At 44.5% G+C, this 20276-nt stretch carries 16 protein-coding genes; 6 read left to right on the top strand and 10 right to left on the bottom strand.

The window, feature by feature from the left end; genetic code table 11:
- Positions 1-41: 41 nt before the first annotated feature.
- Positions 42-1736: a dipeptidyl-peptidase 3 family protein gene (locus ACYTPF_RS15235; RefSeq protein ID WP_461852865.1), complete on the top strand. Its 1695-nt coding sequence runs from the start codon at positions 42-44 to the stop codon at positions 1734-1736.
- 99 nt (positions 1737-1835) lie between these two features.
- Here the strand turns inward: ACYTPF_RS15235 and ACYTPF_RS15230 are convergent, their stop codons facing one another.
- The 4 genes from ACYTPF_RS15230 to folB all read right to left on the bottom strand — a co-directional run bounded on the left by ACYTPF_RS15230 (position 1836) and on the right by folB (position 3984).
- Entirely contained in the window at positions 1836-2207 is a 372-nt protein-coding gene (locus tag ACYTPF_RS15230) for a histidine triad nucleotide-binding protein (RefSeq protein WP_179982381.1), read from the bottom strand.
- Between the two features lie 120 nt (positions 2208-2327).
- Positions 2328-3128: an undecaprenyl-diphosphate phosphatase gene (locus ACYTPF_RS15225; protein ID WP_118490266.1), complete on the bottom strand. Its 801-nt coding sequence runs from the start codon at positions 3126-3128 to the stop codon at positions 2328-2330.
- A gap of 8 nt (positions 3129-3136) precedes the next feature.
- Positions 3137-3631 carry a 2-amino-4-hydroxy-6-hydroxymethyldihydropteridine diphosphokinase gene (folK, locus tag ACYTPF_RS15220; RefSeq protein WP_461852815.1) on the bottom strand — a complete coding sequence of 165 codons (495 nt, stop codon included), beginning with the start codon at positions 3629-3631 and terminating at the stop codon, positions 3137-3139.
- Complete coding sequence (gene folB, locus ACYTPF_RS15215; RefSeq protein ID WP_179982379.1) at positions 3631-3984, bottom strand: dihydroneopterin aldolase; 354 nt, start codon at positions 3982-3984, stop codon at positions 3631-3633. The genes folK and folB overlap by 1 nt, the downstream gene beginning before the upstream one ends.
- 291 nt (positions 3985-4275) lie before the next feature.
- Here folB and plsY point away from each other — a divergent pair, with 291 nt between their 5' ends.
- Entirely contained in the window at positions 4276-4878 is a 603-nt protein-coding gene (plsY, locus tag ACYTPF_RS15210; protein WP_179982378.1) for a glycerol-3-phosphate 1-O-acyltransferase PlsY, read from the top strand.
- On the opposite strand, the gene ACYTPF_RS15205 is transcribed toward plsY, so the two are convergent.
- Both ACYTPF_RS15205 and tsaD read right to left on the bottom strand, forming a co-directional pair.
- Positions 4868-6193, bottom strand: a complete 1326-nt coding sequence (locus ACYTPF_RS15205; protein ID WP_461852814.1) for an alkaline phosphatase family protein — start codon at positions 6191-6193, stop codon at positions 4868-4870. The two genes, plsY and ACYTPF_RS15205, sit on opposite strands and share 11 nt — an antisense overlap.
- Positions 6194-6389: 196 nt before the next feature.
- Positions 6390-7415, bottom strand: coding sequence for a tRNA (adenosine(37)-N6)-threonylcarbamoyltransferase complex transferase subunit TsaD (tsaD, locus tag ACYTPF_RS15200; protein WP_179982376.1), 1026 nt, complete (start codon positions 7413-7415; stop codon positions 6390-6392).
- 523 nt (positions 7416-7938) lie between these two features.
- On the opposite strand from tsaD, the gene rpsU reads away from it, so the two are divergent.
- From rpsU to rpoD, 4 genes are all read left to right on the top strand, one after another.
- Complete coding sequence (gene rpsU / locus ACYTPF_RS15195; protein WP_012517258.1) at positions 7939-8154, top strand: 30S ribosomal protein S21; 216 nt, start codon at positions 7939-7941, stop codon at positions 8152-8154.
- A 240-nt stretch (positions 8155-8394) separates the two neighbouring features.
- Positions 8395-8841, top strand: coding sequence for a GatB/YqeY domain-containing protein (locus ACYTPF_RS15190; RefSeq protein ID WP_461852813.1), 447 nt, complete (start codon positions 8395-8397; stop codon positions 8839-8841).
- Positions 8842-9030: 189 nt separating this feature from the next.
- Complete coding sequence (gene dnaG, locus ACYTPF_RS15185; protein ID WP_461852812.1) at positions 9031-10809, top strand: DNA primase; 1779 nt, start codon at positions 9031-9033, stop codon at positions 10807-10809.
- 442 nt (positions 10810-11251) lie between these two features.
- Complete coding sequence (gene rpoD, locus ACYTPF_RS15180) at positions 11252-13087, top strand: RNA polymerase sigma factor RpoD (protein WP_179982374.1); 1836 nt, start codon at positions 11252-11254, stop codon at positions 13085-13087.
- A 175-nt stretch (positions 13088-13262) separates the two neighbouring features.
- Here the strand turns inward: rpoD and ACYTPF_RS15175 are convergent, their stop codons facing one another.
- From ACYTPF_RS15175 to ACYTPF_RS15160, 4 genes are all read right to left on the bottom strand, one after another.
- Positions 13263-14882, bottom strand: coding sequence for a methyl-accepting chemotaxis protein (locus ACYTPF_RS15175; RefSeq protein WP_461852811.1), 1620 nt, complete (start codon positions 14880-14882; stop codon positions 13263-13265).
- Between the two features lie 157 nt (positions 14883-15039).
- Positions 15040-16221: a topoisomerase IV gene (locus ACYTPF_RS15170; RefSeq protein WP_461852810.1), complete on the bottom strand. Its 1182-nt coding sequence runs from the start codon at positions 16219-16221 to the stop codon at positions 15040-15042.
- Positions 16222-16255: 34 nt separating this feature from the next.
- On the bottom strand, positions 16256-16660 hold the full coding sequence (locus tag ACYTPF_RS15165; RefSeq protein ID WP_179985139.1) for a type 2 periplasmic-binding domain-containing protein: 405 nt from the start codon (positions 16658-16660) through the stop codon (positions 16256-16258).
- Positions 16661-17155: 495 nt separating this feature from the next.
- The gene (locus ACYTPF_RS15160) at positions 17156-20263 is read right to left on the bottom strand and encodes an efflux RND transporter permease subunit (RefSeq protein ID WP_461852809.1); all 3108 of its coding nucleotides are present in this window, start codon (positions 20261-20263) and stop codon (positions 17156-17158) included.
- Between the last annotated feature and the right edge of the window lie 13 nt (positions 20264-20276).

Here is a 20276-nt window from a genome sequence, read left to right as displayed (position 1 = left end):
TACTTAAATCAATACGGGAAAACGACACGGTAAACCTTATGATTAAAAAAACGACTTCAACTTATTCGCCTATTGCTGCTGCAGTAGCAGGGCTATTTATGCTGACCGCCTGCAGCAAAAGCGCCGATACAACGCAAACTCAAACGGCAAAGCCTGAAACCGATACAGCGCAAACCTTACTTGTAGACGAGTCTCGCTTGTCTATTTATCACGGTGTAGATCTTACCAGCGATTTATCACACCTTAGTGACAACCAGCATAAAATGCTTTCGCTTTTGATAGATGCGTCGAAAATTATGGACGACCTGTTTTGGAAGCAGGCATTTTTTGAAGATAAAGATGCTTTTCTTTCCTCGATAAGCGACGAAAAGGTACGCCATTTTGCCGCCATAAACTATGGCCCATGGGATCGACTTAACGGCGACACGCCATTTATCAGCGGCTATGAAGACAAAGCCTTAGGCGCTGAGTTTTATCCTCATGATATGGGAAAGGAAGAGTTTGCTACGGCAGATTTTAACGACAAGCAAGGCTTGTATTCTATGGTGAAGCGCGATGAAGCCGGTAACCTTTATTCTGTGCCTTACTCTGAAGCATTTAAAAGCGAATTGATGAAAGCATCTGACCTACTAAAAAAAGCGTCAGAGCTAGCTGAAGACGAGAGCTTCAAGCAATACCTGCAACTGCGTTCTGAGGCATTGTTGTCTAATGACTATCTTGCGTCTGATATGGCCTGGATGGATATGAAGAGCAACCCTGTTGAGCTGGTTATTGGCCCTATTGAAAGCTACGAAGATCAACTCTTTGGATATCGCGCAGCGTTTGAAGCCTACGTGCTTATTAAGGATTTAGCGTGGAGTGAAAAACTGGCGAAGTACGCGGCTTTCCTACCTGAGCTTCAGCAAGGCCTTCCTGTTGCTGATGCTTACAAAGCTGAGATGCCCGGCTCTGATGCCGACCTTAATGCATATGACGTTATTTATTACGCAGGCCATTCTAATGCTGGCAGTAAAACCATTGCGATTAACCTGCCAAATGACGAGCGCGTTCAGTTAGAAAAGGGAACCCGCCGTCTTCAGCTCAAAAACGCAATGCGCGCTAAGTTCGATACTATTTTAGTGCCTATTGCAGATACGCTAATTGTACCTGAGCAACGTGAGCACATTACGTTCGACGCCTTTTTCGCCAACACCATGTTTCACGAAGTGGCTCACGGTCTTGGCATTAAAAACACCCTGGACGGTTCGGGTACCGTGCGCGGCGCACTTAAAGAACACGCCTCAGCCCTTGAAGAAGGCAAAGCGGATATTTTAGGTTTGTACATGGTACAAAGTCTTCTTGAAAAAGGTGAAATTACCGAAGGTACACTTGAAGACTACTACGTTACCTTTATGGCCGGAATTTTCCGTTCTGTGCGTTTCGGTGCAAGTTCTGCTCACGGCAAGGCGAATATGATTCGTTTTAACTTCTTTGCACAGCAAGGTGCGTTTGAGAAAACAGAAGACGGCATGTATCGCGTAAATATGCAAAAGATGGGTGCCGCAGTAGAGGCACTTTCTGAATTGATCCTGACCCTTCAAGGTGACGGCGATTACGACGGTGTCGCAAAACTTGTGGAAACTATGGGTGTGATCAAGCCTGACCTTGCGTCAGATTTAGCACGCCTAGAAGCAGCCAGCATCCCGGTTGATATTCACTTTAACCAAGGTAAGAAAGTGCTAGGGCTTGCTGAATAAGTCAATCGATTTCACTTATTTACCTCATTTAGCTGCAGCGTAAATAAAAATGCCGCCCTTTGAATAAAGGGCGGCATTTTTTACCTTTAAACGCAAACGTTACTCTACGTGTTGCTTCATATTCTCAGTATACGGAGGCCAGCCCAGCGGTTTACCTGCCAATACGTGAAGGTGAATGTGATATACGGTTTGCCCACCGTATTCGTTACAATTCATGACAGTACGATAGCCTTGGTCGGCAAACCCTTGCTCCTTGGCAATTTTTGCAGCTACATATGACAAGTGCCCCACTACTTCGCGGTCTTCTTCAGCAATATCGTTTACCGTGGCAATTTGCTTTTTCGGAATAACCAGAAAATGGGTCGGAGCCTGAGGGTTTATATCTTTAAACGCCAGCGCTAGTTCGTCTTCGTACAAAATCTCTGCTGGAATTTCCTTGCTGATAATTTTATCAAAAATTGTTTCTGCCATGTCTCACATTCCTTTTTAATCAGGTGTTTAACTATTGCGTTAGCGATCGATGATGGTTCTCTCACCAACGCAATAACAAAGTCTAAACTACAGTGTTTTTACTCGGCTCGATACCTTGTCTTATGCAAAAACAAACCATAGAAGTATTACGCCTAACGCTAAGCGATAGATAACAAAAGGCAGCATGCCTATACGGGATATCCAGCTTAGGAATAAATAAATACAAAGGTAGGCACTTACGAATGAAAATGCTGCGCCATACAGTAATGCATACCAGTCCACAGCTTCATTTGCTTTAAGCAAATCTAAGGTGGCTAGCAACCCTGCACCTAAGATGACAGGTATAGACAGTAAGAAAGAAAAGCGTGCACAGGCTTCGCGTTTTAATCCTAGCATCAAGCCAGCAGTCATCGTTATACCCGAACGAGATGTCCCCGGGATTAACGCTAACACCTGGGCTAAGCCGATATAAATGGCTTGTTTTAGCGTTAGGCCTTCAAGCTCTTGTTCCCGCTTTGCTGTCGAGTCGGCATACCATAAAAGCAAACCGAAAATGATGGTGGTACCTGCGATTACCAATGCTGTACGTGCATTGTCTTCTATCCAGCCTTTCATCAAAAAGCCAATGATGACCGCAGGAATAGTCGCCACAATAACGTACCACGCAAGCTTACTGTCGGTAGACTGCTGCTTGCTGAAGCCTTGAGTCACCCATGCTACTGTCATCTGTCCTATTTCTTGACGAAAATAGATCATAACTGCAAGAAGGCTTCCCACATGTACTGCTACGTCAAACGCCAAACCTTGGCTTACCCAACCGAAAAGCTCAGCGGGTAGCAGCAAGTGCCCAGAACTACTGATTGGAAGAAATTCAGTAACGCCCTGAATAATTGCTAAAATAATGATTTCAAAAAGTGTCATTCCTTTGCTTAACTCCAAGTAAAGTCAATTGGCCATAATTGCTGTTTCTGTTTATCAAAGTTTTGCCACATCTGGGCATAGGTTTCTTGCGTTTCAGGGTGAATGTCGTCGGGAACAAGTTCAGCTAACGGCCAAAGCACAAACGCGTTGTAACAAATCTCTTCGCGAGGCAAAACCACAGGGGATGTGGTTACCTTACTATCATAGGTAAGCAAATCGAGATCAAGGGTTCTAGCGCAGAATTTTTTGTCGGTATGCACTCTTCCATTGTCTTTCTCAATTGCCTTTAGTATTGCACACACCTCTTCAACATTTTTTGATGTTGTCGCCCGTGCGGCAGCATTATAAAAAGGGCTGCCGTTGAAGCCTACAGCTTCGCTTTCATAAACGGAAGACACTGAAACATCTGAGAAGTGCTGTTTTAGGGCAACCAAAGACTGCCTAGTGTAATGCTCACGCTCAATATTGGAACCAATGCTGATTAAAATGATATGTTCAGGCATTAGTTGCGCTCTTTTCGCATTTCAACGGCAACAGTTTGCGCATTAGGAAGAATATTAGGTTTAACGATTTTGAGCGTTATTGTTGAAACCGAGAAGTGAGCAAGTACGGTATCCATAACCTTGCTTCCGAAAGCTTCAAGTAGTTCGAACGTACTCTCTTTACCTACTTCCACGATGCACTCGGCTACTTTGGCATAATCTACCGTATCAGCAACATCATCACTTTGCATCGCCGCGCTTAAGTCAACATCAAGTGTGACATCGAGAAGTAGCTGGGTGGTTCTTACTCGCTCCCAATCATAAACACCAATCAGGGTGTCTACTTCAAGCCCTGTTATATAAATTTTTCCCATGGAATTTTTTCATCTTGTCTGTTTTCACACCAGTTTATTGCCCTACTTTCCGGCTTCAATACTGGTCTTACTACTGCGCTTTCAACCACATATTGCTGCTAAACGGTGGTATATCGCGTTTGGATGGAGTAGCTTTACGCTTGTGTGGCACAACTATACCGCTGTATGACAACTGGGGGCAACCAAGGTTTTGTAATTTAATAGGACACAAGCCTTTAACCTCTTACAAGAGAAGTGAAACCTGACAGAAGGCAGTGCTTCTAAAACGCTTTTGATAATTAGAATGAAAAAATGATTTCGCTAACGCTTTTAATGGCTGCTGTTGCCTACCTCTTCGGTTCACTATCAAGTGCAGTGGTTATAAGCCAATTATTTGGTTTACCGGACCCTAGAACCGCTGGCTCTAAAAACCCTGGAGCAACTAATGTGTACCGCTTGGGTGGCCGTATTCCTGCGCTACTTGTACTTGTTATGGATATTTTGAAAGGCACTATTCCCGTTTACGGCAGCTACTTTTTGGGTATAGAACCAATAATGCTTGGCATAATTGCTATCTTTGCCTGTTTAGGTCATATATTTCCGCTTTATTTTGGTTTTAAAGGCGGTAAAGCCGTCGCTACCGCCTTTGGCGCCATGTTGCCTATTGGGCTCGATTTAGCAGGGCTACTTGTTCTAAGCTGGGTAGTAGTGGTTTTTCTTACCGGCTATTCTTCGCTAGGTGCGCTTATTGCAGTGTCGCTTGCGCCGCTTTTCACGTTTTTAATAAAGCCTTTGTACACTGTGCCGGTAGCAATGCTTTCACTACTTATTATTTTACGCCATAAAGACAACATTGCCCGCCTGTTAGCAGGCAATGAAAGTAAAGTGTGGGATAAAGGCAAAGTTAAAGAGTAAGTGCCTGCTGCAGTACATCCAGCTTTCCATCTATCGGCGTAACAGGCGAAATACCCAATATTTTAGCCAGCGCTGGATAAACCTCTAAATTGCTAAATGTAGGTATAGTGGTGTTCGTTTTAAACGCCGGCCCTACTGCAACAAAGGTCGCTCCCATATCAGGTAACGTATTTACGTAGCCATGGCCACCTTTGCTCACATGCATACTGTTGGCGTTTTTGAAACGGGCTGGTGGCGCAATTTCGATAATGATATCGCCCGTTCGGTTTCCTACTTCCATGTGACGCTGAGCGCGCTGGGTATCATTGAGCACAATGAAGCGGTTTTCGGCTGTATAGGTAAGACGTTCTATTTCTTCGGTGATTTGCTTATCTGACACGCCTTCTCTGGCGTAAAGGTGCACTTGCGCCCCTTCATTTTCAATAATGAAGCTATCAGGAATGGATAAAGACTCAACCTCTATAAGCTGGTTTTCATCAATAGGCGTCATGCCGTGGTCAGACACCACTACCAGATTTACTGGTAAGTCTAATGCATTAATGCGCTTATAAAGTTGACCGATAAGTGCATCTACTTCTTGTACCGCGTCATTGGTTTTATCGGCAAAAGGTCCTTCATCGTGTCCTACCGAATCGGTAAGCGAAAAATAACCCGCAATAAAGCGAGGGCGCGATACCTCAGGCAATTTTAGCCAGTTGATGATTTGATCAATACGCATCTGGTAATCAGCATATTTAGAATAGTGATAGAAATAAGTCGGAGAAGCACCCGATATGCGTGCGTCAGACTCTGGCCAGAAGAAGGTTGCAGCCTTCATACCGTGATATTCCACTAGGTTCCATAGCGGTGTTGCCGTAATCCAAGTGCTATCCATACCGCCATAGCCCAACTGATATTTTGCATAACCCTCTTTTGTAGGACGAGATTTATCATAAAAACGGTTATTCACAATACCGTGGTGTTTGGGAAGCAGCCCTGTGATCAACGAAATATGGTTGGGAAAAGTATTCGACGGATAAACAGGGGTCATTGATGACGCTCTTACGCCTTGCTTTGCAATGGCGCCAAGATGCTCGGCATTGTGCAACTCGATATAGTCGTGGCGAAATCCATCAAGAGAAATCAGCACGACATACTGGTCTTGCTGAGTCTGTTGCTTTTGCTTTAACTCTTTTACTGATTCATTTGAAGGAGTTTTGCTTGAAGCAATTGCATTAGGCGTGGTGAGCGCTGCAAAGAAAATCAAAATAAATAACGACAGCGCTAAAAATAATAGCGATGCATTTTGTTTTGTACCGTCTGTTGCTAAGCGCATGGTTTTTTTACGTCCTTACTCAATGTTCATTTTGGTAAAATAAAAGGCAATGGGACGCGCTCCCATTGCCTTTACTTTTTGTTTGTCTGTTTTGCCTGCTTGTTGTTATGCTTGATATCTGCCTTTTGCACATCCTATGCATACCTTGATAAGCAGTATCAGTTTCACAACATCATTTAAAACCCAGTCGACGTTTTTAAATAGCTGACAAGGTATCAAGGGGCCATCGCGGTTTGGCTTGTGACGATAACGCCAAGGTTTCGCCTGCTTTCAAGCGCTGCATCCCCGCATAGGCAATCATGGCACCATTGTCTGTACAATACGCTAAGCTAGGATAAAACACCTCGCCTTTTAGCTCTTGCATTAGGGCTTTCATCTCACCGCGCAGCATTGTATTTGCGCTTACGCCGCCAGCAATAACCAAACGCTTCATGCCAGTCTGCTTTAATGCTCGCTTACATTTAATGATAAGCGTATCCACTACGGCTTCTTGAAACGCGTAGGCAATATTCGCTTTAATTTGCTCAGCATCATCACCGGTTAAATCAGCATCGCGAATGGTGTTTGCAGCAAAGGTCTTTAAGCCGCTAAAACTGAAGTCTAAGCCTGGTCGGTCGGTCATTGGACGTGGGAATTTGTAGTGTCCCGCTTCGCCCTTTTCAGCCAATTTTGCCAAGAGAGGGCCGCCAGGGTAATCAAGACCAAGTAGTTTAGCGGTTTTATCAAAAGCTTCGCCTGCGGCATCGTCAATTGACTCGCCAAGTACTTCATACTGGCCAATGCCTTCTACTTTAACCAACATCGAGTGACCGCCCGACACCAATAGCGCAACAAAAGGAAATTCTGGCGCATCGTCCTCAAGCATAGGCGCTAGCAAGTGCCCCTCCATATGATGAACACCTACTGCAGGTACGTTCCACGCATATGAGAGCGATCGTCCTACCGATGAACCTACTAACAGTGCCCCTACTAAACCCGGGCCTTGAGTAAAGGCAACGCCGTCGATATCTGATGGTTGGGTATTCGCATCTTCCATGGCTTTTTCAATTAAAGGAATGATTTTTCTTACATGATCCCGTGAAGCAAGCTCGGGCACCACACCGCCATAATCAGCGTGTAGCTTTACTTGGCTGTATAGTTCGTGTGACAACAAGCCTTTTTCATCGTCATAAACGGCGATGCCAGTTTCGTCACAAGATGTTTCTATTCCTAAAATACGCATGGGGAGCAACCCTTTCTACTACTAACTTTAACGCCTAGCTTTTGGATGTATAGCAAAGCTGCTTAACACATGAATTGCTCACTACCGTGCTGTGAACAACACTTAGTAGAGCGAATACCAAAAACTGTGAAAATAATTCTGGCGATCTGGCGGGATCATCTTTATGATCCCGGCGCGATCATAACACTACCCTCGTCAGGATCATTTGCTTTCTACTTTTGATCAAAAAATATATCAGAAGAAACATGAGCAAAAAGCATTCTGAAAAGGGCGCTTATACAAGCCGCGTTAAACAACACGGTGCTTAACGAGCGCAGAGTTTACCTTTTATCCTGCATTCATGGAATGCCAGTGAACAGGTAAATGAACGGTAAATGCACAATATTGGCTATTTTTTGGCAATTCATCCTTTACTTTCTCTGTAGATATGATTAGAATTTCGCACCATTTTTAACCCGGGTGGCCTTTTTAGCGCACAATTTTACCCGGATTTACACAGTAAAAGTTTTGAGGTGAGTGTTTAATGCCTATCGTTAAAGTTAGAGAAAACGAGCCGTTTGATGTGGCGCTGCGTCGTTTTAAGCGTTCTTGTGAAAAAGCAGGTGTTCTTTCTGAAGTTCGTCGTCGTGAATTCTTCGAAAAGCCAACTTGGGAACGCAAGCGCAAGAAAGCTGCCGCTAAGAAGCGTCATCTTAAGAAGCTAGCTCGTGAAAACGCACGTCGCGTAAAACTCTACTAATATAGGGTTAAGTAACGAGTCTGAAAGGTGTTGCAATTGCAGCACCTTTCGCGTTTCTGGGCCTCTGTTTTTTCGGCCTTATTATTAACGACTCCATTTTTTCCTTTTCAAATGGTTGCATTTGATTTTCAACCTGGGGCTTAATAATACCAGTCCGCATAGATCATTATCTTCTGAGTGGGCAATGATCTATGCGGTTTGATATAAGCTCAATCTACTAATAAAAAATCAGGAAACATCATGGCACTAATTGATGATTTAAAAGCAGCGCAAAAAGATGCGATGCGTGCTAAAGAAAAAGTACGTCTTGGTACTATTCGTATGGCTATGGCTGCCATTAAGCAAAAAGAAATCGATGAACAAATCACGCTAGACGATAGCGCAATCTTAGCGGTATTGACCAAAATGGTTAAACAGCGTCAAGACGCGGCAGCGCAATACGACGCAGCCAATCGCGAAGACCTAGCTAGCAAAGAGCGTGAAGAAATAACTTATATTGAAGATTTCTTGCCTCAGCCTTTGACTGACGATGAACTCAATGCCCTTATCGACGAAACTATGGCTGCGACCGGCGCATCGGGTATGCAGGATATGGGTAAAGTCATGGGCGCCTTGAAATCCAAGGTTCAAGGCCGCACCGACATGGGTGCTTTGAGTGCTAAAATAAAGGCACGCTTGAACGCTTAGGCTTTGCCCTTTCGTAAAAGTGAAGCGTTTAGAAGGTGTGCATTGTCACACCTTCATTGTTCTCATTTTAACACTTCCCTGTTACAGTACTTCACTGTTTTTATTACGTTGTAACTTGTCGTCACAAACGCTGTTACGACTTGTACTTTTCTAATTCTTTTTTAACTTACTCTTGTTGAAAGTACCCTCATGGCTGGAAAGATACCTCGCGATTTTATAGACGACCTGCTGTCACGTACTGACGTGGTAGAAGTAGTAGATAGCCGAGTCAAACTCAAAAAAGCAGGTAAGAATTACCAAGCGTGCTGCCCTTTTCATAATGAGAAATCGCCGTCTTTCACCGTTAGCCAAGACAAGCAGTTCTATCACTGTTTCGGATGTGGCGCTCACGGTAATGCTATCTCTTTTATTATGGAATTCGACCGTCTTGAGTTTGTAGAGGCTATTGAAGAGCTAGCGCGTTATCACGGGCTTGAAGTACCTCGAGAAAAAGGCAGTCGGCCTGCCATGAGCGAAGAGAAAAAGCAGCAACAGCAAGACGACTATGCAGTGATGGAACAAGTCACACGCTTTTTCCAGCACCAGTTGCGCCAAAACGGAAATAGTAAAAAAGCCATCGACTATTTAAAAAATCGTGGGCTAAGTGGTGATATCGTCAAGCAATGGGAAATTGGCTACGCCCCTGACAGCTGGGATGCGCTGCTAAATACCTTTGGTAAAGACCCACAGCGCATCAAGCAGCTGGTCGATTTAAAGCTTGTTAATAAAAACGACCAAGGACGTACCTACGACTTCTTCCGCGACCGCATAATGTTTCCTATCAGGGATAAACGAGGTCGCGTTGTCGGCTTTGGTGGTCGTGTTTTAGATGATGGCGGTCCTAAATACTTAAACTCACCAGAAACCCGTATTTTTCATAAAGGCAGCGAGCTTTTCGGGTTTTACTCAGCGCGCCAGAATAATAGAACGCTAGATACGGTTGTTGTTGTTGAAGGCTATATGGATGTTGTGGCATTGAGTCAGTTCGACATTAATATTGCTACCGCAGCCTTAGGTACAGCTACCACGCCTGAACATATTCAAATGCTGGTTCGTGCTACGTCTCATATTGTATGCTGTTATGACGGCGACCGCGCTGGACGCGAAGCTGCATGGCGTGCGCTAGAAAACGCCTTACCGGCGCTAAAAGATGGCGTGCGCATATCGTTTTTATTCCTACCCGACGGTGAAGACCCAGATACTATGGTTCGCCAAGTAGGTAAAGATGCCTTCATGGAAATGCTCGATAACGCTACGCCCTTGTCGCGTTTCTTTTTTGAGAACTTGCTAAAAACCCACAACGTCGGTACGCCAGAAGGTAAAATTGCTCTTAAAAAAGCAGCAATGCCGCTTATTGAAAGCACCTTAGGTGATGACCAAAAGCAAATGTTGCTAGAAGAATTAGCCAAGCACACTGGCGAGTTCGATCGATTTAAACTTCAGCAAGATATTACTAAAGCGAATCAAGGTTCGAAGCAAGCTTATTCACCTAACCGCAATCAAGTAAATAAGCCTAAACTTTCACCCCTTCGTATGCTGATACGCTTACTGCTTGATAAGCCTGAGCTAGCCGCACGTTGCGAAGATGTTCAGATAGATATATTCGCCGGTAGCAATGCTGCCGGTATGGATTTATTGCGCGATATTCACAGCTATTGTGTCACCCACCCTCACGCAAAAACTGCGCAGCTTGTTGAAAATTTCCGCGACCATCCCCATTCTTCTACTATCGCGAAATTATTGTTGCAAGAACACTTAGTCAAAGATGAGGATGCTGAGCGTGTATATAACGACAGCTTCGCTCGCTTACTAGACGGGCATTTCGATAGCCGCATTGAAACCTTAATTTCACGCTCGCGGGTTCAACCGCTGACTCAAGCGGAAAAACAGGAATTGAACCTGCTTATGAGGGAAAGACAGAAGAGTTAACCTGAGGGTAATGAACTTTGGGTTAATCTGTTTTTGCGTAGTAAGCTTTACATTTAGCTCGCTTTCACCTTGCAATTATGGACTATGCAAGTAGTAAAGGCGGAAATGTAAAAAGCACTGGCTAAAAAATCGGCCGTCAATCTGGTAAAACCACCGCTTATTCTGCTATACTGGCTAATTCGCTGCGGGCATGTTTAAACATGGTCCACACTTATAAGTGAACAAAAATGCAGCAACACGAGTAGCAAAGATATAGCCGAACATAACGGGCAGAACCGAACCCGAGCAGATGTGCATCGTAAATATATTGGTTTATACCAGCGTGGCATCTAGCATTAACGGCCTTGATACAAATGCAGTACTACAGCAGAACGGGGAACATACCTAGGCGTATGTTGTCTTTTCTATTGCAAACTAATTGAATGTGAGAAGTGTAGGTTATATGGCGCAAAGCAAGCAGTCTCAGATTAAACTCCTGATTGCAAAAGGTAAAGAGCAAGGTTACTTAACCTTTGCAGAAGTAAACGACCACCTGCCGCAAGATATTGTCGATTCTGATCAAATCGAAGACATAATCCGCATGATTAATGACATGGGAATTCAAGTTTCTGAATCAGCTCCTGATGCAGACGAACTTCTCATGCAAGAAGCGAATGCTGATGAAGACGCTGCAGAAGCAGCAGCTCAAGCACTAGCTACTGTAGAAAGTGAAATTGGCCGTACGACTGACCCAGTTCGCATGTACATGCGTGAAATGGGTACCGTTGAACTTCTTACACGTGAAGGCGAAATTGAAATCGCTAAGCGTATTGAAGACGGTATTAACCAAGTACAGTGTTCGGTTGCTGAATATCCAGAAGCGATCACTTACCTGTTAGATCAGTGGGATTTATACGAAGCCGAAGAAATTCGTCTAAGTGATATTATCTCTGGCTTTGTTGATCCTAACGATGATCAAGATCTCGCGCCAACTGCAACACACGTAGGCTCAGAGTTATCTGAAGAAGAGTTAGATGACGAAGATGACGATGATGACGATGACGACGACGAAGATGAAGACGATAGCGGCGTAGACCCAGAGCTAGCGCGCGAACGCTTCGCAGAACTTCGTGAACAGTACCTAAAAACTCGTGAAGTTATCGAGAAGAAGGGTCGTTCTCATGCCGATTCTCGTACACAAATCAACGCACTAAGCGACGTATTTAAAGAGTTCCGTCTAGTTCCTAAGCAATTTGATCGCATGGTTAAAAACATGCGTGCAATGATGGACAAAGTACGTATCCAAGAACGTCTTGTAATGAAGTTCTGTGTTGTTAATGCAAAAATGCCTAAGAAAGATTTTATAAAAGCTTTCGCGGGTAATGAAACATCTACTGCGTGGTTACACGAAGCAGTTAATTCAGGTGCTCCATACGCCGCTGAACTTGCAGTTAACCAAGAAGAGATTGAGCGCTGCATTAGCAAGATGAATCAAGTTGAGCAAGAAACTGGCTTGGTTATCGCTGATATTAAAGACATCAACCGTCGCATGTCGATTGGTGAAGCGAAAGCGCGTCGTGCGAAAAAAGAAATGGTTGAAGCTAACCTTCGTCTTGTTATCTCAATTGCGAAGAAGTACACCAACCGCGGTCTTCAGTTCCTTGACCTTATCCAAGAAGGTAATATTGGTCTGATGAAGGCGGTAGATAAGTTCGAATACCGTCGTGGTTATAAGTTCTCAACTTATGCAACGTGGTGGATTCGTCAGGCGATTACTCGTTCAATTGCTGACCAGGCGCGTACTATCCGTATTCCTGTGCACATGATTGAAACGATTAACAAGCTAAACCGTATCTCTCGTCAAATGCTTCAGGAAATGGGTCGTGAGCCTACGCCTGAAGAATTGTCAGAGCGCATGTTAATGCCTGAAGACAAGATTCGTAAGGTACTTAAGATTGCTAAAGAGCCAATCTCGATGGAAACACCTATCGGCGATGATGAAGATTCACATCTTGGCGACTTTATCGAGGACAGCACTATTATTCAGCCCCTCGATTCAGCAACTGGCGGTAGCTTAAAAGGCGCAACGCAAGAAGTACTAGCTGGCCTAACGGCTAGAGAAGCGAAAGTACTACGTATGCGTTTCGGTATCGACATGAATACCGATCACACGCTTGAAGAAGTAGGTAAGCAGTTTGACGTTACCCGTGAGCGTATTCGTCAGATTGAAGCTAAAGCGCTTCGCAAACTTCGCCACCCTAGCCGTTCTGAGCAGCTACGCAGCTTCTTAGACGAATAGAAAAATATTACCTTAAATAAAAATCCTCAGCCCTTGCTGGGGATTTTTTTTATCTTAATTTCCCGAACCTTATGTTTCTATAACAAACTAAAACTCATTGTTCTCACATTGCGCTGCGCACATAAAAAAGCCCCCGTCAGGAGGCTTCAATACGCTTTAGAAAAGTTAGGTAGAGCTACACTCTAAACTGCTTAGCGATTGATTCGAGGTGTTGCGCAAGGTCAGCAAGCTCATTACACATAGTCCCCAATTCGCCTGAGCGGCTTGCAGTTTGCTCTGTTCGCACATGAATTTCATCCACGTGACGTACAATATCTACTGCAACAGTGCGCTGGTCTTCAGTATTATGGGCAATCTGTTCATTCATTTGGTTGATGCGACCGATAGTACTGGTAATGGTTTCTAGGCTGCTGCCCGCTTTATTGGCGGTTTCTACGCTATTTGTGGCCTGCTCGGTACCACGAGCCATTACTTCAACCGCTGAATGTGCGGCACTTTGAAGCTGTTCGATTGTGCTTTGAATCTCTTCTGTAGATTGCTGCGTGCGTGAGGCCAAAGTTCTAACTTCGTCGGCAACTACTGCAAAGCCTCGCCCTTGCTCACCCGCTCTCGCTGCTTCAATTGCCGCATTTAAGGCAAGTAGATTGGTTTGCTCTGCGATACCTTTAATGACATCGAGTACCGAGCCAACCTTGTTTGAATCAGATTCTAGGCGACCAATAACGTCGGCTGTTTCGCGCACGTTTTCAGCAAGCTGCTGAATACTAGTCACGGTTTGCTGCACAATTTGACGACCTTCACTTGCCGCTGTAGTCGCTTCGTTGGCATCACTGGCCGCTTGGGCTGCACTGTGTGCAACACCATCAACTGAGCCGCTCATAGTATCTACTGCACTTTTCGCATTAGTAGCAGACTGCTGTTGAACGTCTATGGTGCGCTGCGTTTCCTCTGTAACGCCGCGTAGGTTTTGCGCTAAATTCGATAGCGGTAAACTCGCTTCAACAACATCACGCACTACGCCTTGTAGCTTATCCATAAATTGATTGAACCAGTAAACCAGCTCACCAATTTCATCTTCGCTTTTCGTATCAATACGTACCGTTAGGTCGCCATTTTCTTGCGCAATATCTTTAAGAGAGCGAACAACATCATCAATACTCTGCTTAATACCACGAACAATAGGTACTGCGGTTGCAAACAATAAAATGGTAACAACAATAGCTAAAATAACGCCCGTGCTAATCAGTGATGTATTTGCGCTATCTGTGTTTTCAAATGCTTTTTCAAACGCGGCTTGCTGTGCATCGCGAAATTGTGACATAGCGGCAATAGCACCGTCGTAAGACTGATTCATTTGAGCAGACAGTTCACCTAGGCGACTAAAGTCAGCTGTGCCGTCTACCATGGATTGTGAAACTTCGTAGGCGACGTCAAAGTATTTGTCGAAACCTGAGGATATACGAGAGATATCTGAACGAAACTCAGGGCTGATATTCGCGATTTGATTAAGCCCTTTCTTCGCTTCTTCTGCCAATTCTTGCGCCACAGTAAGGGTATCTTGATCACCTGTTGTTACTGCACTTGCTAAGGTATCACGCACTTTTTGCATGTCGACCAGTGTCGATGCTGAAAGCTGTAACGCCGGGAACTGAACTTTCTGTACTTTTTCAAGTGTTGCGCCATTATTGAGCGCGGTGTAGATAGTGATAAGCAAATAAATAATAAAACTTAGCGCTGCGATCCCCGGTATAAGGAAGATCTTAGTCGCAATTGGCATTTTCTTTAGAAAGTTCATCAACTATCCCACTGTTTTTTATGATTGTGCAACTGCCTTTCACTTAACTTTTCAAAAAGCGCTGCACTTTGTTTGGTCTACCTAATTTATCTACCTATTAGTAAAAAACTTTAACGAAATTATGGCCTCGCACAAGTACAAGGCCATAAATAGGTAGTTAGAACGTATAATTTACGCCAACTTTAAGTAGTGTTGCATCATTCAGATCATTTAGATCGTCTGAGTACCAGGTTACATCGGTTTTAAGTGCAAAGCCTGGCTCCACGTCGTAGCGTAGGCCCACAGTAACTGCTGATACATCTAGCTCTTGTTGAGCTGCAATGCCAGCAGCACCTTGATAGATAGAAGCCCAAGTCGCATCAGTAACCGCGTCTCCAGTAGAGATAGTTGATGGAAGTGCTGCTACAAGGCCAAGCTGAGTACCGTTATCCGCTTCTTCAACTTCATAAGTAATGTGCGGCGTAAACTTGCCGAAGCGCATACCTGCAGTAACGTACCATGCTTTATTATCAGCGATAACAGAACCATCAACCTCTGTCTGCGTAAATTCTGCGCCTACAAACCAGTCATACTTATCGATATCAACCGCTACTTCAAAGAAGGTACCAGTATCATCATTAACACTGAAGCCTTCTGCCGCAGCTGACGCATTTGGTACCGCTGCACCGAACGCCGACATTCCCTCTATGAACGAATCAAAATCTTCGTTTGCAGCACTTGTAGTACCGCGTGCAAGCAAGGTACGAGCGCTGAACCAGTCACGAGTCGCTTCAAAAGAAACCGCTACTACATTTTTTAAATCTAGCGCTGCAGGCGTACCTGAAATAGTCGTATCTGTTTCAACGCGCCCCATAGTAAGCTGTGCGCCGTACTCCCAGTCACCTGAGTAGTTCGTGTAATCAACGCGAACACCATCAATGTTGTTAAAGTCGATACCGTAAATAGCATCCGGTGGTGTTAACCAGTGATAAGAGTAACCAATATCGAGAGATGCTGAGTATTTGAAAAGTGGCATACGTAGGCGACCGGCACTAATGTTGACATTGTTGTTCAACATATAAGTCATGTAAGCCCACTCGAAATCTGCGTCATAGTCTTCACTACCGCGGCCCACTAATTGTGCTGTAGCAGAAAGTTTATCGCTAACGTCACCGCGGACTTGTAGACCAAAAACACTGGCTGGATCGAAGTTAAAATCACTGTCATAGCCATACACCGACTCGTCATCATCCAGTGTCATTCCGCCGATAAGGTTTGCAAAGCCGTTAATTTGAATGTCGGCTAGTGCTGGAGTAGCCAAAAGGCCAGCCATAGATAAGATAGCTAATTTGGTTTTCATGCGTGTTCCTTAAATTCTTTGTATTAACGGTAAGTTAGAAGGTAGCGACTACGCGTACGCTATCGTTAACAGCGCCAGCGTCGACATAACCAATAGCGCCAGGATTACTTGCAACTGCAGAAATAACGTCTGCGTCACTGCCTAAGGACTTTGGAGGTTGACCTTTACCGGTAAAAACAAGTTTTGACCAAAACGCAGTAAGCTGTGCTGCAGTTTTGTTTAATACTTTGCCGTTAAATTCGTCGGTGGCAGACTGACCTTCAGCTAACGCGATAGGTTCTGCTTTTGTACCGCTAGGAAATGCTTTGGCCTTGTTTAAGAAAAGACGGCTTATACTATCTTTATCTAGTGAATCACCGTTGCTAGGATGCACTATGACTGCTACATCAGCAATCGCGACGTTACAGCACAGTCCAGCTGCAAGTATCCATTTTTTCATCATATGTCCTCTGGAGTCTTTGTGAATGCTAGCCCATCGCTCTTCACTTTCTTTGAAGGCGCTAAAAACGACATTTACGTGTTTGAGCGATATGAAGCAAACAGGTGCTTGTGTGTCCAAACATTTACAACGAGATAAGTATTGGTCACAAATGCAATATTCGCCACTTTGAGCTTTAAATATTTATCTTATATAAATTAGTAGCTTATATAAGTACTTGGGAATGGCGCGAAGTGTAGTGTAAGTAGAAAGTTAAACAACTATACGATTGTCTAATACATACTGTTGGCGCTTATAAGTATCAATAAAAAAACTAAATGCACTGCAAAAAAACCAAACTAGTTCATATATATCAGGAACTTAAAAAAATTAAGCATTGTAATAGAAGTGATAGAAATTCATATTAGAGTATGAAAGAAGATACCTGAACTTTTGAACCCGCCCAACTGGCATTGGCGCGGGCCCAAGAGTAAACAATAGTCTATAAGCGAATACCTATGACTCACCTTTCTTGTAAGGAATCGTTTTTTCCAGCGCTTCGATTTCGTTGGTTCGCTGCATAGGAGAGCCTGTTTTCCTTGCAAGCCAGCTATACGCTGTAGGAACAACATAAAGGGTCATAAATGCTGAAACAAGTACGCCTGAGAAGATAACCATACCGATCACCATCCGGCTTTCAGCGCCAGGTCCTGATGCAAGCACCAAAGGTAAAGAGCTAAACACGGTGGTAAACCCTGTCATTACGATAGGGCGCAAACGCTGTGCGGCAGCACGCTTAAGTGCGAGTTCAAACTCCATACCTGCATCGCGAAGTTGATTAGCGAACTCTACTATTAATATGCCATTTTTTGCGGCAAGCCCAATAAGCATAACCAAACCAATTTGGCTGTAGATATTAATCGTCATACCGCTAAAAAACAGCCCGATGTATGCCCCAACTAGAGCTAAGGGCACGGTAAGCATTATTACTAACGGATGCACCCAGCTTTCAAACTGCGCGGCCAATATTAAGTAAGTGACCGCAAGTGCTAGCATAAAGACATAAACAAATGAGTTGCCCGCTTCTTGATAAAGCTGTGATTCACCTTTGTAATCGATAGATACGTTATCGGGCAGTTCAGTAGCCACAATATTTTCTAAGTAGGCAAGTGCCTCACCAAGTGTATAACCATCTGCTAAGTTAGCCGATATAGTAACGGCCCGCATTCTGTTATAGCGGTTTAGTCTTGCCGATGTAGCCTGCTCTTCAAAGGTAAGTAAGTTATCCATAGGGATAAGCTCACCGGTACGAGATGACCTCACGTATAAATTTTCAATGCTGTTAGGGCTTCTAAAGTCTTCTTCTATGCCTTCCATGATGACGTCGTACTCTTCACCTCTATCGAGAAAAGTAGACACCCTACGCTGTCCCAGCATTACTTCTAACGTTCCGCCAATATCACTAATTGATACTCCCAAATCAGCTGCTCTGTCCCGATCGATATTAACCAACAGCTGGGGTGATGTCTCTTTGTAGTCAGAGTCTAGCCGAACTAATCTCGGGTTTTGCGCGGCTTTTTGTAACACTATGTCGCGCCACTCTACAAGGTTCTCATAAGTATCACCTTGTAAGACGAACTGAACAGGACGCCCTAGCCCACCTCCTGATATCCCGCTTCGCATTATGGCAAACGCGCGAACATCAGGTACGCCGTTAAGCTTGCCGCTGATTTCATCCATTAGTGAAAATGTACTGAAATCACGCTCATCCCAATCTGCAGAACCGACGATCGCTATCCCCGCGTTTCCGCCAAAACCAGGTGTTCTCACCAAAAGACGATTAATTTTACCGCTCTCGCGATAGGGCATTAAAATGCTCTCTATTTGCTCTAAGTTTCTTGCGTTGCTTTCAAAGCTCGCCCCTTCCTGAGCATTCATTAAGATGAAAAAGTTACCTCTATCTTCTTTAGGAACGAACTCACTAGGTACTTTCTCTGAGAGTTGAACTAACGCAACAACCGCAATTACAAGCATTAGCAGCATAAGAAAAGGTTGGTGTAAAGTTTTACCCAACGTATTGAAGTAACTGCTTTCAAGCTTTGAAAAACGCTTATCCATCCAGCTTCCGAAGCCTGACGAACGTGGGCGTTTTTTGAGTATTTTTGACGCCATCATGGGCGACAAAGTAAGCGCGGTAAAGCTTGAAAATGCGACCGCTGCAGCAATGGCCAACGCAAACTCAGTGAAAAGTCTGCCTATATTACCTTCAAGGAAAACCAAAGGAACGAACACAGAAATAAGTACCAGTGTGGTGGCAATTACGGCAAACCCGACCTCTTTGGCTCCGCGATAGGCAGCCAAAATAGGCGGCTCTCCCATCTCAATGCGTCGATAGATGTTCTCAAGTACAACAATAGCATCGTCTACCACTAGGCCAATCGCTAATACCATAGCAAGCAGGGTTAGCAGGTTTATCGAAAAGCCCAGCGCATACATCACGATAAAAGCCGCAATTATAGAGACAGGCACGGTAACCGCAGGAATTAGGGTGGCGCGAATATTACCTAGGAAAAGATATATTACGATCACTACCATGAGCATAGCGATCCCCAAGGTCTCATACACCTCGTCAATCGATGCCTCAATGAAAACTGACGAGTCGTAACTTGGTACAATAAAAATGTTATCTGGAAGGGTCGCTTCTATTTTTTCAATCTGCGCTTTAGCTGCACGAGCTACTTCGAGAGTATTGGCTTTAGACTGCTTGATGATGCCTAGGCCTATCATATTGACGCCATCACCCCGAAACTCTGTCTCGTCATCTTCGGCGGTTAGCTCAACGTGGGCTATTTCGCCTAGACGCACCAGATAGCCGTTATCCCCTACTGCAACAGTTAGCGCTGCAAAATCATCCGGCGTTAGAAACGTTCGCGCTACCCGTACTTCAAAGTCTCGATCATTACTTTCTACTTCACCAGCAGGCAACTCTACGTTTTCGGCGCGGATTACTTGCTCAACATCGCTAACTGTTATGCCTCTAGCCGCCATAGCATTGCGGTCTAAAAACACTTTCATGGCGTAGCGTCTTCCTCCACCAATTTGAATTCTAGCCACACCGTCTACAATGGATAGCCTGTCAACCAGCACACGTTCTGCGTAGTCGGTTAACTCCATAGTATTGAGGTTGGTGCTTCGTAGGTTGTACCACACCACGGCACTTTCATCTGAGTTCGCTTTAGATACTTCAGGGGGATCGGCTTGGTCGGGCAAGTTATTTAACGCGCGGCTGACTCGTTCGCGCACATCGTTAGCTGCCGCATCGATGTCTCGAGAAAGTTTAAACTCGATTGTGATGTCTGAACGACCATTACGAGATGTAGAGGTAACGTTCTTTATGCCCTCAATACCCGAAATTCTGTCTTCAAGAAGCTGGGTAATCCGGGTCTCGACTATGTTCGCCGAAGCCCCTGTGTAGTTTGTATTAACCGAGACAATGGGTGGGTCGATGTCGGGGTATTCCCGTAAACTCAACATGGAGAACGCGGCAATACCAAAGATAATCAGCAGTAAATTAAGTACGGTCGCAAAAACTGGGCGCTTTACAGAAACGTCTGACAATAGCATAACTGTATACTCC

The organism is Alteromonas sp. HB246098, assembly GCF_054890645.1.
Note: the sequence above shows the minus strand (reverse complement) of the source record. Positions and strands in the feature narration are given on the sequence as shown.

Bases quoted from the DNA above. Each gene is read 5' to 3' on its own strand.
- ACYTPF_RS15225 (WP_118490266.1), bottom strand. From the start codon at position 3,128: ATGACACTTTTTGAAATCATTATTTTAGCAATTATTCAGGGCGTTACT.
- rpoD (WP_179982374.1), top strand. From the start codon at position 11,252: ATGGCGCAAAGCAAGCAGTCTCAGATTAAACTCCTGATTGCAAAAGGT.
- ACYTPF_RS15230 (WP_179982381.1), bottom strand. From the start codon at position 2,207: ATGGCAGAAACAATTTTTGATAAAATTATCAGCAAGGAAATTCCAGCA.
- plsY (WP_179982378.1), top strand. From the start codon at position 4,276: ATGATTTCGCTAACGCTTTTAATGGCTGCTGTTGCCTACCTCTTCGGT.
- ACYTPF_RS15205 (WP_461852814.1), bottom strand. From the start codon at position 6,193: ATGCGCTTAGCAACAGACGGTACAAAACAAAATGCATCGCTATTATTT.
- dnaG (WP_461852812.1), top strand. From the start codon at position 9,031: ATGGCTGGAAAGATACCTCGCGATTTTATAGACGACCTGCTGTCACGT.
- ACYTPF_RS15165 (WP_179985139.1), bottom strand. From the start codon at position 16,660: ATGAAAAAATGGATACTTGCAGCTGGACTGTGCTGTAACGTCGCGATT.
- folK (WP_461852815.1), bottom strand. From the start codon at position 3,631: ATGCCTGAACATATCATTTTAATCAGCATTGGTTCCAATATTGAGCGT.
- ACYTPF_RS15190 (WP_461852813.1), top strand. From the start codon at position 8,395: ATGGCACTAATTGATGATTTAAAAGCAGCGCAAAAAGATGCGATGCGT.
- rpsU (WP_012517258.1), top strand. From the start codon at position 7,939: ATGCCTATCGTTAAAGTTAGAGAAAACGAGCCGTTTGATGTGGCGCTG.
- ACYTPF_RS15175 (WP_461852811.1), bottom strand. From the start codon at position 14,882: ATGAACTTTCTAAAGAAAATGCCAATTGCGACTAAGATCTTCCTTATA.
- folB (WP_179982379.1), bottom strand. From the start codon at position 3,984: ATGGGAAAAATTTATATAACAGGGCTTGAAGTAGACACCCTGATTGGT.
- tsaD (WP_179982376.1), bottom strand. From the start codon at position 7,415: ATGCGTATTTTAGGAATAGAAACATCTTGTGACGAAACTGGCATCGCC.
- ACYTPF_RS15170 (WP_461852810.1), bottom strand. From the start codon at position 16,221: ATGAAAACCAAATTAGCTATCTTATCTATGGCTGGCCTTTTGGCTACT.
- ACYTPF_RS15160 (WP_461852809.1), bottom strand. From the start codon at position 20,263: ATGCTATTGTCAGACGTTTCTGTAAAGCGCCCAGTTTTTGCGACCGTA.